Below are 18,002 nucleotides of genomic sequence, written 5' to 3'. Positions count from 1 at the left end.
ACACGCGATCAGCCGCATAATATTTATAGCTGGTAATAATTTACACTATTTGATATTAATAGAAATTCACACAATAGGGACATTTTGGTGAAGTTTCGTTTGATAAAGCTGTTAGCTACCGTGGTATTTTATGACAACAGACTCTAAGAAAAATATAGAAAAAGCTTATGCTTCAAAGCTATCTGAATTGCTAAGGCAAAAATGGCAAATCGATGATGCTCCAAATGAGGCTTGTTGGCCTGATTTATTGATTGGTAGTAATGGAGTAGATTTTGGTTTAGAGGTAAGAGAAATCTATTCAGATGAAATGAGGAAAGGTTCACCTAAGCGAGCTACAGAGTCTAGAAATATTCAAAGAATAAAATTAATATGTAAAAAATATTATGAAATTTCGAGCATACCAATAAAAGTTAATTTTCTTGGGAATATTGAAAGTAGTAAACGGTTTATTAATTGCTTAGTTACTGCTACAAAAGAGTTGAAGGATTTCGAACAGGTGAGGTTAGAACCGGATAGAGGTTCGGTGGTATTTGTTACGAAACTGCCGGTTTCATGTGTTAATTATAGTCATTGGACTTATGTTTCAGATAAAGTTGGTTGGGTATCAGAACTTGACCAAAAAACAATCGAATCAAAAATATTAGAAAAAGCAGCTAAGTTACCGAAGTATTCTGCAAACACTGGGATTTAAAAAAATATATATTCTTTCATATCCTGATAAAGTGTACGTGATCGGCGGTTGAGAAGTGTTTTCAATGGAAAAATAGTTAGTTATGTTTTCACGTAGCTAAACTTTGACAAACTATTTTTTACTCTTCTTGAAGCGCTACTGCTTGCCACTAAATGCAAAAATCAACCGCCTAAATCTACTCAAGATGAGCATCATCAGGCTTTTTAGGTTTACTCGCTACTTCTGTTAAGCCGTCTTCGCAGTCACCGCTATCGCAGGTATTTAAATCGCTTTGTGCTTGTTTATCTTGTTGCAGAACTTGTTTTAAATCTTCCATACGTTGGCGAACTGCTACGCCGTAGCTGGCGTCGTCTCCCCATAATGCAGCAAGTTGCAGTACTGCAGCGCGGTCGTGGTCTCTAAACAGTTTACCAGCACGCTCTGCATCTTGCTTAGTGTTACCTAGTAACTCGAGTGCTTCTACGGCAAGGTTAATAGCCGAGTCGACTGTTTCGCGGTTAAACGCATCTACTTTTAAATTAAGTAACTGATACGCATGGCGGCGGTCGATTGCGCGAGCAACAACTTTTAACTGCGGGTAGTTTTTATGTGCGAGCTTAATTATCTCAATAGTTTTATCGGGGTTATCAATTGCAATTACCAGCATTTGCGCGGTGTGCGCGCCTGCGGCTTCAAGGAGTTCTTGGCGTGCGGCATCGCCATAAAATACGGTGTTACCAAAACGGCGTAGTAATTCTATTTGGCTAGGGCTGTGATCAAGTACGGTAATTTCGTAGCCTTGCGCGTGCAGTAAACGCCCCATAATTTGGCCAAAACGTCCGTAGCCCGCAATAATTACGTGCTTAGCGGTGCTAATTTGCTCTGGCTTATCAAACTCAGGCAGAGCACTGCTGCTGCGTTTTTGTATTTGCTCATAAACCATAAGTAATAACGGCGCTATTAGCATTGATACCGCCACAACTAAGGTAACAAGGCTGGTTTGCTCGGGCGTTAAAATACTTAAGGTGGTGGTTACGCTTAAAAGTACAAAGGCAAACTCACCCCCTTGGGCAAGCGCTAAGGCAAATAATAACTGCTGTTTACTGTTAATTTTAAAGGTAACGGCAAGGGCAAATAAAATGCAGGCTTTAACTACAATGAGTAAAACCACTAAGCCTATAACGGTACTAAACTCGTTAAATAGCAGTTCAAAGTTAATTGATGCGCCAACAGTTATAAAAAATAATCCTAACAGTAAGCCTTTAAAGGGTTCTATATCGGCTTCTAATTCGTGTCTAAATTCACTCTCGGCAAGTACAACGCCCGCTAAAAAAGTCCCCAGCGCAGGCGATAAACCAATACTTTGCATAACCAGCGCGATAGCGACCACTAAAAACAGTGCAAAAATAGTAAATATTTCACGCATGTGTGTTTGGGCAATGTATCTAAATAACGGGGCCGATACATATTTACCGCCGGCAATAATAGCGGCAATAACCGCAACCGAAACACATACTTGTTGCCATACAGGCCAGCTTGCAATAATCGAATCGCTGATTTCTTTTGTGCTAGTTTGCGGGGCAAATGCAAGCAGTGGCAATAGGGCTAAAATAGGGATAATTGCGATGTCTTGAAACAGCAATACCGAAAAAGCGTTTTGTCCGGCTTCTTGCTTTAGCCAGCCTTTTTCTTCAAGGCTTTGCAGCACAATAGCGGTAGAGGAGAGCGCCAGCATTAAACCAATGGCGAGTGCGGTTTGCCAATGCATGGCAAAAAACCAATAACAAAATGCAAATATAGCCGCTGCCGATAACACAACCTGTAAGCCGCCAAGCCCTAAAATAGAGTGGCGTAATGTCCATAAACGCGAAGGTTGTAGTTCAAGACCCACTAAAAACAGCATCATTACTACGCCAAACTCAGCGAAGTGCATTACATCGGTTTGATCGCCCACAACACCCAGCGCATAAGGGCCAATGAGTATGCCGGCAATTAAATAACCTAACACAGAGCCAAGTCCGACTCGTTTTGCAATAGGGACAGCTACAATGGCTGCTGCTAAGTAAATTAAAGCAATTTCTAACACGCGTTTATCCTAAGTCATTCTATTTATGCTCAAGGTATTTGAGCATAAATAGAATGACTTAGGTTCTTATAAAATACAATAATTCATGTGGCTGAAAATACGTTATTTTTAGCTCATACTGTTAGGGCGTGTTGATCATTGGTGAGTGAATTTGCAGCAGTATGTTTGGTTTTTAGGCAAGGCGGAGCCTATGTAGTGTGGTTATTCCCCATGAATAGGCGATAACGCAGCATAAATACCAAACATGCGCTGCCCATTGGGTTCTTTCTAGGGACGATTAACTCTTTGTTGCTCGGTTTTTACTTATTCTTACATGGATGTAAGCCAGTAGAATAACGCAGGAGCAGTTATCGAGCCCACTAGGTTACAAACCTCGCGCCGCGATTTAATCGCCCCTAGATTGAACAAATTTCTATCCACAAAGATCAACACGCCCTAGTCAGCTACTTTTACTGAACCGCTAATATTATCGATACTTACATCGCCCGAGCCCGACTCAGTAATAGTCAGCCCCTTTGCATGATTAACGCGAATATCACCCGAACCGTCTTCAATTGTTACGCTTGAACCAATATGCTCAATAAGCAGGTCGCCAGAGTTATCATCAACATTAACAGTACCGCTTATATGGCTTATCACTAAATCACCCGATCCATCTTCAACGTTTAGCGAACCGTTTATGTTGCTCACGTGCATTTCGCCAGAACCATCGTCAATAGTTGCATTGCCGCTTACGTTGTTTATATGAATACTGCCAGAGCCGTCGGTTAATTCTAAATTACCTGCGATGTTTTCAAGGGTTACTCCACCTGAGCCATCGTCAATAGTTAGGTTTTTTGCACCGCTTATAGTTAAGCTCCCCGAGCCGTCTTTCACGTCAATATTGCTTTGCATAGCACTTATAACAATGTCGCCAGAGCCATCATCAATATCTAAATTTAGACTACTTGGCACAGTAACCACTAAATTAATACTTGGAGATTGGCCACTGTAAAAGCTAATACCATTACGGCTTTTATTTTGGGCAACAAGCTTTGCCTGTTTTCCGTTTTTTTCGAGCGTTAGCTCGTACTCGTCTTCAATGTCGGCTGTGTAAATAGTGGCATCAACACTAATGCTGGTGGCCGTTTTTGAGCCTTTTATTTCAAGGCTACCTGCGCCGCTTAACACATTTAAATACTCAAGATTATTGCTTGGCAGTGATAGTTGTTGAGTTTGTTTTACTGATGCCACGCTTGGCGATATATGAAATACACAGCCACTTAATAATAAAATGCCGCCAATAAGTGAAAGTGGTTTTGCAATGCTTAATTGTGTTGATGAGCTCATGTTTAGTCCTTTGTATTTTTGTTTGTACTTTTTATATAAGAATAATAGAGCAAAAACGAGGCCGAAATGTAAGCTGTTGTTTTATATAGGGTGGTGGTTTTTTATGAGAGTTGAAATACTAATAAGTGGTTAAAATAACTAATTATTAATATAAAAGGATGCGCGATGCATCCTTTTATAATTGCTCTGCTTTTATTAGGGAACTAATTAAAAGCTGTAAGTAATATTACCGTATAAGAAACGTCCGTCTAATCCGTAAGGCGCATACGGTGTGTACGGGAATATTTGGCCAAAGTCAGAGTAACCAATGTTATCCACGGTGGCTTGTGGGTACTGATCGAACAAGTTGTTTGCACCAACGGCAAATTTCCAATATTCGTCTGGACGGTATGCCACTTCTAGGTCGGTGATCCATTTAGGGTCTAGGTATTCATCGCGATCCGCTGTAGTTGATATATCAGCGACTTCACCATAACGTGTGGCACGAAGCGTTGTTTGCCATTCGTTAAAGTTCCACACTGCTGATAGGTTCCATTTGCTATCTGGCGTGCCTTCTTCAAAGCGACCTACTTCACGACGTGCAAACACTACGTAGTCGTCACCTAGTGAGTTAAGCTGCGCTGGGTTGTCGTTTACGTGTGTTACTTCGGTATCGTTAAAGTTAGCTGCTACGTTTAAACGTAAATCACCTAAGTTGTCTAAATCTAGGTTATAAGTGGCAACTATATCTACACCTTGCGTGCGTGAGTCGATAGCGTTGGTAAAGTAACGTACGCTTTCGGTATTTAGCTCACCGGCATTTTGTAGTATTTCAACAACTGCATCGCCTTCTAAGTTTTCAGACAATACAATACGGTCATCAATATCAATACGGTACGCATCAACAGTTAAGCTAAAGCTGTCTTGCGTGTAAATAAAGCCCGCAGTAACGTTTACTGACTCTTCAGCATCTAACGGCTGTGCACCTAGCGCTTGCGCTGCTGCAGAATCGGTTGGGAATAGACCAACTTCAAATGGTTGGTTGTTTTCAAGTACGGTTGATATTTGGCGGTACGAGCTTTGCGCTAAAGATGGCGCACGGAAACCTGTGCTAATTGCACCGCGCAGCGATAGGTTTTCAGTAATGCTGTAACGCGAGGCAAGTTTAGAGGTAAATGTGTCGCCAAAGTCGCTGTAATCTTCATAACGACCCGCTAAAACGACGTTCCACTTTTCTGTTAAGTAGGTATCAAACTCAACAAATAAAGCGATGTTATGACGGCTTTCGTCAGTCGCACTTTCTGGTCCAAAACCAGCAAGTACTTGCGCGCCACCGGCTGCAATTGGGTTACCATCGCTATCAAGTGCGGTGATGTAAGACGCTTCTTCGCCTTCTTCTATTTTGTAGCTTTCGTGGCGATATTCAGTACCTACGGTAAAAAATACGTCATCAGGTAAGCCTAAATCGAGAGTGGTATTGGCTGTTGCGTTTACTAAAAACTGATCGTAAACCAATGCACCGTTGTCAAATTCGGTTGGGCTGTCGGCACCTAGTGATGTATTAATACTATTTACAACACCGAAACCAAAGTCGTTGCGGCCGTAGTTGGTACTTACATCCCATGTCCAGTCGTTAGTTTCGCCTTGTAAGCCCAATGCAAATGAGTAGTCTTGTACGTCTGTTTCAATTTGCGGTAAAAAGCCATCTGGGTACACTTCTAAAACGTTACGGCTGTCTTTTGCTCGGCGGTAAAAACCACCTGAATTACCTTCACGCTTTGAGTAGCTACCAAATGAATAAAGGTTTAAGCCGTTATCTAAATCGTAACCCATGTTGTAAAACAACGCGTAATCTTCAAGGTCTGCTTTACCAAAGCGGTGGTTGTAACGATCGATAGTAAATTCGCGTGGGTCTAGGCTGCCATCATCAAGGCGGCTGTATTGTTCGCGAGGGTCAAAACCTGAGCGCTGAGTTGAGTCGTTATCACGGTACTCAATGGATACGTTTACAAAACCGTTATCAGATAACGCAAAACCAGAGTTTGCGCTAACAGTGCGTGTTGCACCGTCGTTTACTTCTCTGTCGCCACCGGTATTAAAGGCTAAGTCGCCGTTTGCATCTGCATAGGTGCTGTCTAGCTGAGATACACCAGCCATTTGAGTATCGTATTTACCGTACGTTACGCTTACGCTACCGCCTTCTGAGGCATCTTTAAGTACAATGTTAATTACCCCAGCAATTGCATCAGAACCGTACTGTGCGGCTGCGCCATCACGTAGTACTTCAACACGCTTAATTGCAGAGGTTGGAATCATGTTCAAATCAACAGCTGTAGAGCCTCGGCCAACAACACCTGCTAAGTTTAATAGCGCACCGGCATGGCGGCGTTTACCGTTTATAAGTACTAATGTGTGATCGGGTGCTAATCCACGTAAAACAGCTGGTTTTGCATGGTCAGTACCATCACCCATAGTGGCACTTGGGTAGTTAAAGCTAGGTACTTGGTTTGCTAGTATTTGGCTTATTTCTAGCTGACCCGTACTTTGCATATCACCGCTGGTAATAATGTCTACGGGTACCGTACTTTCGGCAATACTGCGTAAGCTTCTGCGAGTACCGGTAACCGAAATTACTTCGATATTCTTTTCTGCTTGATTATCTTGCTCTGCGGCAACGGCCGTAGAGTAAGGTGTGCTAAGTGCAGTGGTAACGGCCAAGCTAAGTGCTAGTTTATTTGCAGATAAACGCTTAAAAGTCATTAATTGTTCCCCAAGAGCTGCTAGTCGAAAAGGAGCGCATCATATAGAAGCGACTACCCTAGTGCAAAGATAAAAACTATCTAAGATATTCTAAGTTGTTAACATATAAGGTCACTGTTTACGCGCGATATAGGCGTTTGGATCGTTGTAGTTGCAATCTTGTGTCGAATGGTTGCGAATTCAAGGGAATTTTAGATAAAAGTTAGTAAGACGTAAAAAGGCCAAGCAAATGCTTGGCCTTTCAATTTTTTAAATTTAGTGATTTAAATTATTCAGGGGCAACTTCAAGCGTTGTAAATAATGCATAACGTCCTGCATCTACGCCTTCTTCATTTACGGTAACCTTGTTAGAGGTTTCGATTAGGTATAGGCCTGGTTCTTTCCATGTAATTGTAAACATACCGTCTTTATCGGTCGTTACTTTTACTTCGCCACGATCGTTACGGTAGCGTGTGTCGCCTTTTAAAATACTTACTTCAATGCCTTCACCAGCAGATTTACCATCTTGTAGTAGCTGAAACTTAGCGCTTTCACCTACAAATAAATCGTTTGGATGCGTTGGGCCACTAAGCTCTAAGCCTAAACCTAACTGTGCAGGCTTTGAGGTGCCATTTCGGCTTACAAATGTATCTACTGTTGAAACAACCTTCGTTGTAGTTACATCTTTTGCATTGCTAGGTAACTTAGCGTCTGTTTTTTTACCAAATACGCGTTTGCGCTTACCTTCTTCGTTTTTATAGAAGGTCATGTACATTGGCTTTTGGGTCATTGCAATGTGATAAGTGCCTTGCTCTGTTAAGCTTACAGCAGCTGAGCTTTTACGTTTTAAGTAATAAGCACGGATGGTTTCAGATACTGGCTCACCATTAGGCGCAAGTGCCATTAATAACGTATCGTCGTACTCTGCGCCTTTTTCTTTAGGTTTAAAGGCTTTGTCTGGTGCAAAAATTTCGTTTGAAATACTTGCGTCAATCATTACGTAATGCGCTTTATCGCCTGATAAAGATGTGTGCGAAGGTAGTAACCAACGTCCGTGTGCACTTGCCGAAGTTGACACTAAAGCAGATAAGCTCAATGCGCCGATTAATGTAGTTTTTAATAAATTAATTTTCATTGTATTTCCTTAAATTTAAATGATTAAGTAGCAGCTACTTAGTGCTTACAGTGACGAAACTTTGTGAAAACTCGTTTTTACCATCAATTGTAATTTTTCCCGACTTTGTTAAATCAAGCTCAACACGGGTGTAGTCTCTGCCGCCTTCTTCGCGTACAACTTCAATATTAAGTAAGTATTTACCTGGTTTTACTGGGTTACCGTCTAAATCATTACCTTGCCAATTTATAGTGTAAGTACCCGCGCGCTTTGTTGCGCCGCTAATGCCGTCAAAGTTGGCATCGCTTTTACCGGCTTTACGCCACCATTGGCGTAAGTCTTTAAACCATTCTGCTTTTTGTACCCAAAGTGCAAGCGTTGTAACGTGTTTGCGCTCTGGTGTTTCAAGCCAAACTGCAACGTATGGGCGGTGATACGGTTGTACTTCTAAGTCGGGAAGCGTTAATTCAACCTCTAGCTGTGGTGTTTGTGCATGCGCTGTTGTTTGAAAAAACGCAGCTACAAGCAGTAATGCGGCGCTTATAAATAATTTAAATTTAACCATTAAGACACTCCTTTTATTTGTGGAACCCAACATAAATAAATAACCAGTGGAGTTGCGACTCCTAGTAAGGTTATCCATATTCCTGCTAAGCGTTTTTTTCTATTTTGAAACAAAATAATCATGCCGGTGATGGCAAATAAAATCATTAGTACGGCAGATATATCAATTACCCAACTCCATACTTCACCGCTGTGGCGGCCTTTATGTAAGTCGCCAATGAGGCTTAAAAAGCCACCTGTTTGGTAATCAAGGTTTAACTCGCCAGTTGTAAAATCAAGCTCTGCGTAGGCAAACCCTGCAGGCAGTGGGTAGTCGAGCATGACAAGCGCGTCTTCTTTTTCCCACTCAATGCTTTTTACTCTTGTAAGTGCATATTGCTCGGCTAAGTAAGCTTCTATTTCTGGGTAAAGCGTTGGCAGCGTATCTAGCTGTTCATTTGCTTTGGTAACTAGCTCAGCTGGAATTACCGCCGTTACTTGGCCGTTATTTTTATCGTTTTTAAGCCAATCAATATGGTTGAGCACAATGCCGCTAACGCAAAATAAAATAAGCAAAAAAAACAAAGCTGTAGAAATATAAATATGTAGAGCACGGCTTGTACTATACAAAGCCCGCTTATTAATAAACGACATAAAAACAGTAAATAAATTAAATTTACAACATGATAATGATTTGCATTAGCTATTACAAATTTACTTACTTATCTTTACATAAAAACTTTAAAACAAAGGTGGTATGCAGGTAAAAAATGAATATTTAATGCTTAGGAGGGCTGGAGGGTCTTAAAATAAGGTAAATCATTACCGATACTTCTATTACTGCAACGAGATAAATAACCCAAATAGGGGCGGCTGAGTACAGTAAAAATATAAATCCAATTAACATGCCAATGGCGGCGTAGCATTTGGCTTTAACAGGCACTACTTTATGAGCTTGCCACTGCTGCAGAGTTACACCGTAACGAGGGTGGTTTAACAGCCATTGTTCAAGCGCGGGTGATGAGCGAGTAAAGCAGGTGAGCGCTAAAATAAAAAATATAGTGGTAGGCATGACCGGTAACACAATGCCAATAATACCCAAGGCTACAAGTATTAAGCCAAGCGCTTTAAACCATAAGTTTTTATAACAAATAAACACTGCTTTTATATTCACTTAGGCTCTTTTTAGGCGTGTTATGGTATCTCTAATTGTAGGCTAAATAGCTATTAATTCGAAGCTTAAAATCAATAAAAAAGGGCAAACTAAGTTTGCCCTTTTAAAAATAAATGCGGTTAACAGTTTAGAAGTAGTAACCAATATTTATGTTGAAGCGACGTTCTGTATCGCCATCACCAATAATTGTTCCGCCAATAAATGGCTGGTTACGTGCTTGAATAAAGTCGAAGTAACTAAAGAAACCACCTGCAGCAACACTCATACCCGTTACGTTCATCCATGTATCTGCGCTGTCGTCAGACTTGTCATAAATAATGCCGTAATCGTTGTAAAATTGAATGTCGGTAACTGGGCCCCAATCAAGCGAGTAATTATAAGCAACGTTAAAGTTAGTCATAGTTGCTTCGCTAGATACGGTATCGTAATAAGCATACGCACCAACAACAAAACGGTCGCTACTGTCATCTAGGTCGTAGTCGTATTCACCGTGTTGAAATTGGATATTCCAGTTGTTAATTGTGCTATCAACATGAAATGCCCATGCACCGTAGTTACCTGCACGGTCGTTACCGCCATGTAAGCCACCACTTAATAATGATACACCCACATCGGTAGTTATATTTTTGCTGTGCTCAATTTGATACGTCGCACGCCCGGCAAACGTATTGTATTCACCAATATTGTTACCTTCAGTAATCCCAGCTTCAGAATCATAAGTACCACTTCCAACTATATCGTAAGAGTAACGCTTGCTTTTATCGGAACCACCGTCTACTCCACCTAGCTCATCATTTTTGAAAAAGCCTAGGTCTAGCTTCCAGTTATCTTTAAGTTTACGTTTTACTACTACACCTAAATCAAAGTCGTCTTCTAGGCCTACGTAATAGTTAGTACTGAAAAAGTAGCTGTGTGAGTTATATGGGCCATTACCAAAAGGCACGGGTGCAATACCTGCTTGTCCTTCCCAGCCATCTGCAAACTCGTAACCTAAGTAAGCATATTTAACAACGGTCATATAATCGTAAAAACGTACTTCACCGTTCAGTGAAATATCGTTAATTTCACCAGATACATTTATACGGAAAATATCAAAATCAAAATCGCCACCGCGATCTTGGGTATCTTCATCGTATGTGTTGGTGCTGTAATTAAAGCGTATTGCTCCACCAACTTTAATGCCTTCATCTTTTTTCTCAGGTTCAGCTGCGGCAACTTCAACTACTTTTTGATCAGATTTTTTACTGATGTTTGCAACTTGTTGTTCGTGCTGCTTATTAATTTGCTGTTGTTTTGTTTTTTCATCAGCTAACTTATTTTCAAGCAATTGCATTTGTTGCTTTAGCTGTTTAAGTTGGCTTTGTAGTGTGTCTAGATCATCAGACGCATAAGAAGTGCTTGTAACACCACCTAGGACTAGTGCTAGTGTTAATTTTGAGAGTTTAGTCATAATAGCCGCTCTGCTTGTGATTAAAAAATAAAAAATTCAAGACGTCAAAAAACGCCTTACGTTTAGAGTAAGTACAAAACTATGTATTTTTTTTATTGTTTATTCTTTAGGAGCTTGAGTAAGTGCACCAACTTCTAGAAGGGGCGATGCATCTAATTTATCTGCATCCATCATCGCGGCTACACGCTGCATTGATGAGAGTAAAAGGCTCTGTTCCCACTCAGCAAGCGCAGAAAACTTTTCAATAAAGTGTTCTTGCAGTGGCTGAGGTGCTTTATCAAGTAACTCTTTTCCTTTCTCGGTGAGGTATAAGCTCACTCTGCGTTTATCCATTTGACTGCGTACGCGTGTTACTAAGTTTCTGCTTTCTATTCTGTCGAGAATATTGGTGACCGTTGCTGGGCTTAAATTTACGTTTTGAGCAATACGGCTCGCCGTTATTCCATCGGTTTTTTTAACTTCTTGCATTATAAGCAATTGTGGGCCAGTTAAACCCGAAGTTTTATTTAGCTGCTTAGAATGTAAGTCAATCGCGCGGATCACTTTACGTAAAGAAACCAATAACTCGTCATATTTTTGCATTTGCTTATCTCATCGATGGGGCGGTAGTTTGCCGTAATCGCGAAATGTTACACATCAAATAAATTGAATTCAAACAATATATTGCACATTAGGCCGCTTTTGTTGGTTTTTAATAGTTAGAGCAGTAACTAATGTAAAATTATATTGTTTAAATTATAGTAAATTTTCTTAGCATCTTGTGTGCATTAAGTTGCGCACAGTACGTATGTTGTGAATAATTGGCAAGTCTTATTGTATAGACTTTAGTATTATTCATTTACAGCTGTTAGTACAAAGTAATTGTTTGTGAGTTTACTGTATATGTATTAATCGGCAATGAACAAATTCAGCAATCAATATTTAATATCAATAGCGTATACTTTAAGCATGCATTATTGTTTCTGCACAAATATTAAAAATCTTTAGTATCAGTATTATAGGGGAAGGTATGAAATTATCGCCATCAGTTAGCATTGAGCAAAGCGAAACCGGTCTTGAGTTTATTAAAATAGCTAGCTCAAAGTGCGATGCAAAAATATTTTTGCAAGGTGGGCAAATTACCGAGTTTATCCCTAAAAATAACAAGCCACTTATATGGGTATCACAAGACGAAACTTATCAAGAAGGGGCAAGTATTCGAGGTGGTATTCCTATTTGTTGGCCGTGGTTTGGTACACACGCTAATGATGGCTGGCCTGCCCATGGTTTTGCGCGCACAAGTGTGTGGCAAGCTGATGAAGTACACGAATCTGATGAGCAAATTACAGTTAGTTTAAAGCTACCCATGAAGCTTGTTAATACGACGTATTGGCCACATCAGTCAGCATTAAAAGTTGAGTTTGTATTAAGCGATAAATTACAGGTTCGCTTAACAACCGCTAACTTAGGGAGTGCGCCATTTAGCTTTACTCAAGCGCTACATACCTATTTTCCTACATCAGACATTACAAATACCCATGTAGATGGTTTACAAGGCGCGCAATATATTGAGTTTAGTGAAGGGCCATTTGTACAAAATGATGTTGTAAGCTTCAATCGCGAAACCGACATGGTTTATACACAAGCAAATACAATGCAAACTATTAATACGCCAGAAGGTGTTATTAATGTGAGCCGCGAAAACTCAAGTTCGTGTGTACTGTGGAACCCATGGATAGAAAAATCAAAACGCTTATCTAACTTTGCTGATGATGAATATAAAACAATGCTCTGCTTAGAGGCTGCTAATGTACTGACAGATAAAGTAACGCTTGAGCCAAAACAAAGCCACACCTTAATAACCACCATTAGTTGGTAAGCTAGTCATAATTAAAAGCAGGAATAGGGACAAATAGTGTTTAACAATCAACAAATAATGGATTTACCAAAGCATAGTGATATTAGCTTTAAGCCATTGGCTGATAGAGCCTTATTACATACACAGCTTAGCTCGCTTCTGTTTTATATACCGCTAATTGGAGCGCTTATTGCTGTTTGTTATTTTAATGAAGCCTTTGCTAATAATGCACAAACGTATTTGCTAATTGGTATGCCAATTTTGGTGGCCGTATCTATGGCGTACAACATAATAAGTGTGAGGTTACGAGGTTTTGCAGTGCGAAATCATGACATTGCTTTTAAAAAAGGCGTTATTTGGCAACAAGTGACGGTATTACCTTTAGCGCGTGTACAGCATATGGAAATACACCAAGGGCCAATAGAGCGAAAACTTAGCCTTGCGAGTATTAAATTATTTAGCGCTGGCGGTGTAAGTGCCGATTTACAAATTAGTGGGCTAACCCATGATGATTGTAAAAATATGCGCCAATTTGTACAAAACTACCGCCAAGACGACGCAACTACTCAGGCAGCTTTAGTCGATGAGTAATACAACTATCGAAGATAAAGCGAGCCCTATTTACTGGCAGAAAGTATCGCCCTGGGCACTTTTATACTTTGTTGTGCACTTTAGTGTGCGCTTTGTAAAAGATGGCCTTTTAAACTTACTGCCTATGCTTGTCGTGTTTGTTACTCAAGTAGAAAATAAGTTGTTTTGGGCACAGGTTGCAGGTGGGATTGCGCTAATTTCGTTGCTTATTTACTCATTTTTATATTATTTAAATTTTAAGTTTTGTATTAGTAGCGACAACGAAATATTGCTTAACAAAGGTGTATTTAAAAAAGAGCGACTTACGCTTAAATTTGGCCGTGTGCAAAACGTTAATATTGCCGAGCCATTTTATTTTACCCCCGTAAACTTAGTTAATTGTATTTTTGATGCAGCTGGCAGTGTGTCGCAAGAAGTTGTTTTACCCGGCGTCACTAAAGATTATGCACAGCAAATGCGTAAACAAATATTTGATTTTAAAGCGCAGCAACAGCAAGAAATACAAAATACTGAACAAAGCGAAACAGACATTATCGAAAACAGCCTAAGCATTAGCAATAAAGAAATAGCTAAATTTGGTTTAATGTCGAATATGGCTATTTTAGCAATCGCTGCTTTTGCCCCTTTTATAAACTTGATTATCGATTTTTTAGAGAAGCAAATTATTGCGAAAGTAGAAGGCTTTTACCAACAAGAGCTTGGTATGCTGGCAAGCGCTGCTACTTTTGCGATGATCACCTTAATTGTTTTGCTAGTTTTGGTAGCGGTGATGCTATCGGTGACTATGTCGCTTATTCGTTTTTATAACTTTGAGCTTTATTTTAAAGGTCAAAAGTTTAAACGTATTGCTGGCTTGTTAGAGCGCCATCAGCTTTCTATGAGCATGGATAAAGTGCAATCTATTGTTATTAAGCAAAACTTAATGGGGCGATTACTAAAGCGATTTACCGTTGAGTGCTTGCAAGCAAGTAGCGGCGGGATAGCAGCCGGTGTTGCGGCTAAAAAAAATAAACAAACGTTAGTATTGCCTGTATTAAATAGCGAACAAGTTGATAGTGTATGCCAATGGATTTACCCGTGGTTTAATAGTAAAAAACTCGCTTTTAAGCGCGCAGAGCGAGCGCTTTTGTATAAAAATTTAGGCTTTTATTCACTGTTACCCAGTGTATTAGTGTTTGGCTTTTGTTTTATTGCTGATATTAATACTTTGATTAGCCTTGGTGTTTTGGTGGTGTTTTCTGGCTTGGTAACTTTGTCGTATCAGCGTTATGGTTATTACATGCATGAGGATAATGGCCGATTTTACATGGTTGTACGCAAAGGTATGATTGGCGTTCATTACCGTGTTTTTGAGCTTTATAAAGCGCAAAGTGCACGCAGTATAAGTACGTACTTAATAAGAAAATCAGGCTTAAAAAGCCTGTATATACAACTTGCTTCAGGGTTTGCATTTATGCCCTACATAAAGCAGCAAGATGCTGACTTTATTATTGATTTTACAATTAAGCAGATTGAGTCAGATACTCGCAGCTGGATGTAAACTCCCCTAGTAAAACATGTGTAAATACACATTTGCACATGCTTTATTACACTTTCTTACTGCCCATGAAAGACATTTAATAATACCCTAGATGGTATTAAGGAATTCTTTTAGGGACGCTCATGAAAAAAACACTTATCGCATCAGCTTTATTACTAGCAGCACCAAGCTTTGCAGCCGATTGGCAAACTATTCATACCGAACACTTTAATATTCACTACAGTATTGAGCATGCTGATTTTGCTAAATCAACTGCAACAGAGCTTGAAATAGTTCGCACCAAAGTGCTTGAGCAGCAAAACAGAGCACTTGATAAAACAGTTGATGTAGTGGTGTTTGATCCCCTAAATGCAGCAAACGGCTTTGCGTTACCTACCTCAAGTAACCCTGTAATGGCACTTTTTACAACCCCACCACAATCCGACACAGTTATATCAAACAGCTCTGGCTGGCAGCAGTTGCTTGTGTTGCATGAATATATTCACTTAGTGCACTTAGCACAGCCTACACGCAATCACTGGCAGCAGAAAGTACGTGGTATATGGGATTTATACGACTTAACCTACAGTGATACGCCGCGCTGGGTAGCCGAAGGTTATGCCACATTGATTGAGTCTAAAATGACGGGGCGTGGACGTTTGTTTGATAACTACTCAGAGTCAATACTGCGAGAATTTGCTCAACAGGGCGCACTGCCAACCTATGGGCAGTTAAATGGCGAGCAGGGCTTTATGGGCGGCTCAATGGCGTATTTAATGGGTAGTCGCTTTTTAAATTGGTTAGAGAAAAACTATTCAGAACAAACACTCGATAGTGTTTGGACGCGAATGCAAGGCGTAAAAACGCGGAATTTTGATGAGGCATTTAGCGGTGTGTTTGGGCAAAGTGCAGCCAAGCTATATCGCCGATTTATAGCTGAATATACCTATAAAGCAATGCAAATAGAGCAAGGGGAGCCGTTACTTAATAGTGAACTTTGGCTTGAGCTTAACTTATATGCAAGTAACCCAGTACTTTCAAAAGATGGTAGTAAAATTGCGATTGTTGAGCGAGATAAAGAGAGTAATACCAAGCTTATAATTTATAGCACTGATGACAACATTAAAGCGCAAGAAGAGTTTACTAAAGCGCAAAAAGAGCTACTCGAAAACGATGCACAAGATATTCCCGATACAGCGCCCAGTGTGTTTAAGCGCGAACAAAAACAAGTGCTTAATCAAATTAACCGAGCCGGTATTGCAAATCCTCAATGGGTAAATAGCACAACGTTGTATTTCAATGCGTACAGCAATGAAGGGTCGGGTATTTATAACAAAGTGTCTGACATATTTAGCTATAACACTGACACTGGAAATATTACACAACTTACCGAACTTGCTGGTATACGTCGTTTTAACGTAACCAGTAACGGCGAAACCTTGTATGGCGAGCAAATAAGAGATGGCTACTCTGAATTAGTAAAGGTTGATCTCAATACGCAAACCATCACACCATTATTTACAAAAAGCCTTGAGACAACTTACGATTACCCAATACTCAGTCCTGACGAAACTAAATTAGCTTATTTATCAACGTCATTAAATGAAAATTGGCGATTGTATATACAAGGTATAAACGGCGAACAACAGCAATTAGTACCTATGCCGAACGGGTATCAATATTTAAGTCAGCCAAGCTTTAGCCATAATGGCGAGTCATTTTACTTTGTTGCAGGTTTAAATAGCGCCACCGATATTTATAACTACAACATAGAGAGTAAAACACTCACCAAGTTAACCCAAGGGCAAGAGGCCGTTGCCCACCCAATTGAAATGGCTGATGGCTCGTTACTCTATTTTTCGATAACTGCAGATGGGCCAAATGTAAAAACACTGCCAAAAGCTATAAAAAGCACTGTAGTTACTGAGTTTGCAGCTAACAAAAAAGCACCGCTGCTAATAGTAAACGAACATACACTTCCAAAAGCTAAAATATATAAGCACGAAACTACAGAGCAAACAAATTACAACGTGCTCGACCAGCACGCTACTTTCGCGATTGGCTCTCAGTATTATTCGGCTTCTACCAGTTTGTTAGATTTAAGCATTAAAAGTAGCGACTTATTAAAGCAGCTCGACTTACAAGCGGGTTATAGCACTGATTTACACGATGGAGCACTGCAGGGGGGTTATGTGCAGGCAAAATATAATGCGCTTGATGTAAAACTGAAACTAGCACTGTTTGACTACAACTTAAATACATCGCGCCAGTACCAAGCAAGTTTAAATGCCGATATTGATTCGCGAGGCGGTTTTGCCGCAATAAGTTACCCCGTTAAATTTGGGCTGTTAAGTTTAACGCCAGAGCTTGCCTACAATTACACTGATTATAAGCAAAGCCATAAAAGTTGGACGCGTTTAGGTATTGCTCAAAATTGGCAATATGATCGTCAAGACTTTGCTATAGGCCAAAGTATTTATGCGAGTTGGTACGATGGCAGTAACAAAAGTAATAATTGGCAAGGTTATGATTTAGCAGCAAAAATTTTTGGTAAAGCATTTGGTATTCCTCTTTATGCAAACTTTTCTCAAAAGCAACGTGACGACAGGAGCCTTGCATTAGGTGGCTTTAGCTCAAATCTTATTAATCAGCAGCAAAATAGTGAATATGTACTTTCATCTGAGCTGCCTTTTTATAGCGCAACTACAAAGCGCTATCAAGGCTACGGTGGCGGCTTTAGCTTTAAAGAAGGCATGCCGTGGCTTTATTATAAGCAACATCAACTCGACGACACCGTATACGCACAAAGCTACGGCTTAAAATACCAAGGTGACTTTAGTTTTGGAATGGGGCCAGCAGGTGTAAACGATTTAACGTTTAATATGGGACTGTCGCGAGTAGAAGGCGACAGTTTTGAAGATGAAATGCGAGCGTGGCTGAGCTTTTATTATTCGTTATAAATATTAATTGG

14 protein-coding genes are annotated in these 18,002 nt (G+C 40.1%); 5 read left to right on the top strand and 9 right to left on the bottom strand.

The genetic code is table 11. The features are described from left to right. Positions 1–130: 130 nt before the first annotated feature. A complete protein-coding gene (locus AAEY68_RS07055) occupies positions 131–691 on the top strand; it encodes a hypothetical protein (RefSeq protein ID WP_024592649.1) in 561 nt (186 codons plus the stop codon). Positions 692–866: 175 nt separating this feature from the next. On the opposite strand, the gene AAEY68_RS07050 is transcribed toward AAEY68_RS07055, so the two are convergent. The 9 genes from AAEY68_RS07050 to AAEY68_RS07010 form a co-directional block, all read right to left on the bottom strand. Then, entirely contained in the window at positions 867–2,756 is a 1,890-nt protein-coding gene (locus tag AAEY68_RS07050) for a monovalent cation:proton antiporter-2 (CPA2) family protein (RefSeq protein ID WP_024592648.1), read from the bottom strand. Positions 2,757–3,191: 435 nt separating this feature from the next. Further along, complete coding sequence (locus AAEY68_RS07045) at positions 3,192–4,085, bottom strand: DUF4097 family beta strand repeat-containing protein (RefSeq protein WP_024592647.1); 894 nt, start codon at positions 4,083–4,085, stop codon at positions 3,192–3,194. A gap of 207 nt (positions 4,086–4,292) precedes the next feature. Then, positions 4,293–6,824, bottom strand: a complete 2,532-nt coding sequence (locus tag AAEY68_RS07040) for a TonB-dependent receptor plug domain-containing protein (protein ID WP_024592646.1) — start codon at positions 6,822–6,824, stop codon at positions 4,293–4,295. A gap of 268 nt (positions 6,825–7,092) precedes the next feature. After that, positions 7,093–7,938, bottom strand: coding sequence for a DUF4198 domain-containing protein (locus AAEY68_RS07035; protein ID WP_024592645.1), 846 nt, complete (start codon positions 7,936–7,938; stop codon positions 7,093–7,095). A gap of 34 nt (positions 7,939–7,972) precedes the next feature. Next, a complete protein-coding gene (locus tag AAEY68_RS07030; RefSeq protein WP_010554527.1) occupies positions 7,973–8,482 on the bottom strand; it encodes a DUF2271 domain-containing protein in 510 nt (169 codons plus the stop codon). After that, complete coding sequence (locus AAEY68_RS07025; protein ID WP_024592644.1) at positions 8,482–9,114, bottom strand: PepSY-associated TM helix domain-containing protein; 633 nt, start codon at positions 9,112–9,114, stop codon at positions 8,482–8,484. The genes AAEY68_RS07030 and AAEY68_RS07025 overlap by 1 nt, the downstream gene beginning before the upstream one ends. Before the next feature lie 124 nt (positions 9,115–9,238). Further along, positions 9,239–9,634 carry a YbaN family protein gene (locus AAEY68_RS07020; RefSeq protein WP_007580453.1) on the bottom strand — a complete coding sequence of 132 codons (396 nt, stop codon included), beginning with the start codon at positions 9,632–9,634 and terminating at the stop codon, positions 9,239–9,241. A gap of 127 nt (positions 9,635–9,761) precedes the next feature. Beyond that, positions 9,762–11,084 (bottom strand): putative porin, encoded by a 1,323-nt coding sequence (locus tag AAEY68_RS07015; protein WP_024592643.1) that lies wholly within the window; start codon positions 11,082–11,084, stop codon positions 9,762–9,764. A 99-nt stretch (positions 11,085–11,183) separates the two neighbouring features. Further along, the gene (locus AAEY68_RS07010; protein WP_010554531.1) at positions 11,184–11,666 is read right to left on the bottom strand and encodes a MarR family winged helix-turn-helix transcriptional regulator; all 483 of its coding nucleotides are present in this window, start codon (positions 11,664–11,666) and stop codon (positions 11,184–11,186) included. A gap of 427 nt (positions 11,667–12,093) precedes the next feature. On the opposite strand from AAEY68_RS07010, the gene AAEY68_RS07005 reads away from it, so the two are divergent. The 4 genes from AAEY68_RS07005 (at position 12,094) to AAEY68_RS06990 (ending at position 17,991) form a co-directional block, all read left to right on the top strand. Further along, positions 12,094–12,942, top strand: coding sequence for a D-hexose-6-phosphate mutarotase (locus AAEY68_RS07005; RefSeq protein ID WP_024592642.1), 849 nt, complete (start codon positions 12,094–12,096; stop codon positions 12,940–12,942). A 36-nt stretch (positions 12,943–12,978) separates the two neighbouring features. Beyond that, positions 12,979–13,512 (top strand): PH domain-containing protein, encoded by a 534-nt coding sequence (locus AAEY68_RS07000; protein WP_024592641.1) that lies wholly within the window; start codon positions 12,979–12,981, stop codon positions 13,510–13,512. Beyond that, positions 13,505–15,052 carry a PH domain-containing protein gene (locus AAEY68_RS06995; RefSeq protein WP_350585722.1) on the top strand — a complete coding sequence of 516 codons (1,548 nt, stop codon included), beginning with the start codon at positions 13,505–13,507 and terminating at the stop codon, positions 15,050–15,052. Before AAEY68_RS07000 ends, AAEY68_RS06995 begins: the two co-directional genes overlap by 8 nt. A gap of 122 nt (positions 15,053–15,174) precedes the next feature. Then, positions 15,175–17,991 carry a TolB family protein gene (locus AAEY68_RS06990; protein WP_024592640.1) on the top strand — a complete coding sequence of 939 codons (2,817 nt, stop codon included), beginning with the start codon at positions 15,175–15,177 and terminating at the stop codon, positions 17,989–17,991. Positions 17,992–18,002: the final 11 nt, after the last annotated feature.

Source organism: Pseudoalteromonas sp. RB2-MNA-CIBAN-0110 (genome assembly GCF_040309305.1).
GTDB classification, from domain to species: Bacteria; Pseudomonadota; Gammaproteobacteria; order Enterobacterales; family Alteromonadaceae; genus Pseudoalteromonas; species Pseudoalteromonas arctica.
This window is presented reverse-complemented; position numbering and strand designations above follow the sequence as displayed.

What these genes read in the sequence shown, in the direction of transcription:
- AAEY68_RS07005 (WP_024592642.1), top strand. Translation starts at nt 12,094, where the DNA reads ATGAAATTATCGCCATCAGTTAGCATTGAGCAAAGCGAAACCGGTCTT.
- AAEY68_RS07040 (WP_024592646.1), bottom strand. Translation starts at nt 6,824, where the DNA reads ATGACTTTTAAGCGTTTATCTGCAAATAAACTAGCACTTAGCTTGGCC.
- AAEY68_RS07015 (WP_024592643.1), bottom strand. Translation starts at nt 11,084, where the DNA reads ATGACTAAACTCTCAAAATTAACACTAGCACTAGTCCTAGGTGGTGTT.
- AAEY68_RS07030 (WP_010554527.1), bottom strand. Translation starts at nt 8,482, where the DNA reads ATGGTTAAATTTAAATTATTTATAAGCGCCGCATTACTGCTTGTAGCT.
- AAEY68_RS07055 (WP_024592649.1), top strand. Translation starts at nt 131, where the DNA reads ATGACAACAGACTCTAAGAAAAATATAGAAAAAGCTTATGCTTCAAAG.
- AAEY68_RS06995 (WP_350585722.1), top strand. Translation starts at nt 13,505, where the DNA reads ATGAGTAATACAACTATCGAAGATAAAGCGAGCCCTATTTACTGGCAG.
- AAEY68_RS07025 (WP_024592644.1), bottom strand. Translation starts at nt 9,114, where the DNA reads ATGTCGTTTATTAATAAGCGGGCTTTGTATAGTACAAGCCGTGCTCTA.
- AAEY68_RS06990 (WP_024592640.1), top strand. Translation starts at nt 15,175, where the DNA reads ATGAAAAAAACACTTATCGCATCAGCTTTATTACTAGCAGCACCAAGC.
- AAEY68_RS07010 (WP_010554531.1), bottom strand. Translation starts at nt 11,666, where the DNA reads ATGCAAAAATATGACGAGTTATTGGTTTCTTTACGTAAAGTGATCCGC.
- AAEY68_RS07035 (WP_024592645.1), bottom strand. Translation starts at nt 7,938, where the DNA reads ATGAAAATTAATTTATTAAAAACTACATTAATCGGCGCATTGAGCTTA.
- AAEY68_RS07045 (WP_024592647.1), bottom strand. Translation starts at nt 4,085, where the DNA reads ATGAGCTCATCAACACAATTAAGCATTGCAAAACCACTTTCACTTATT.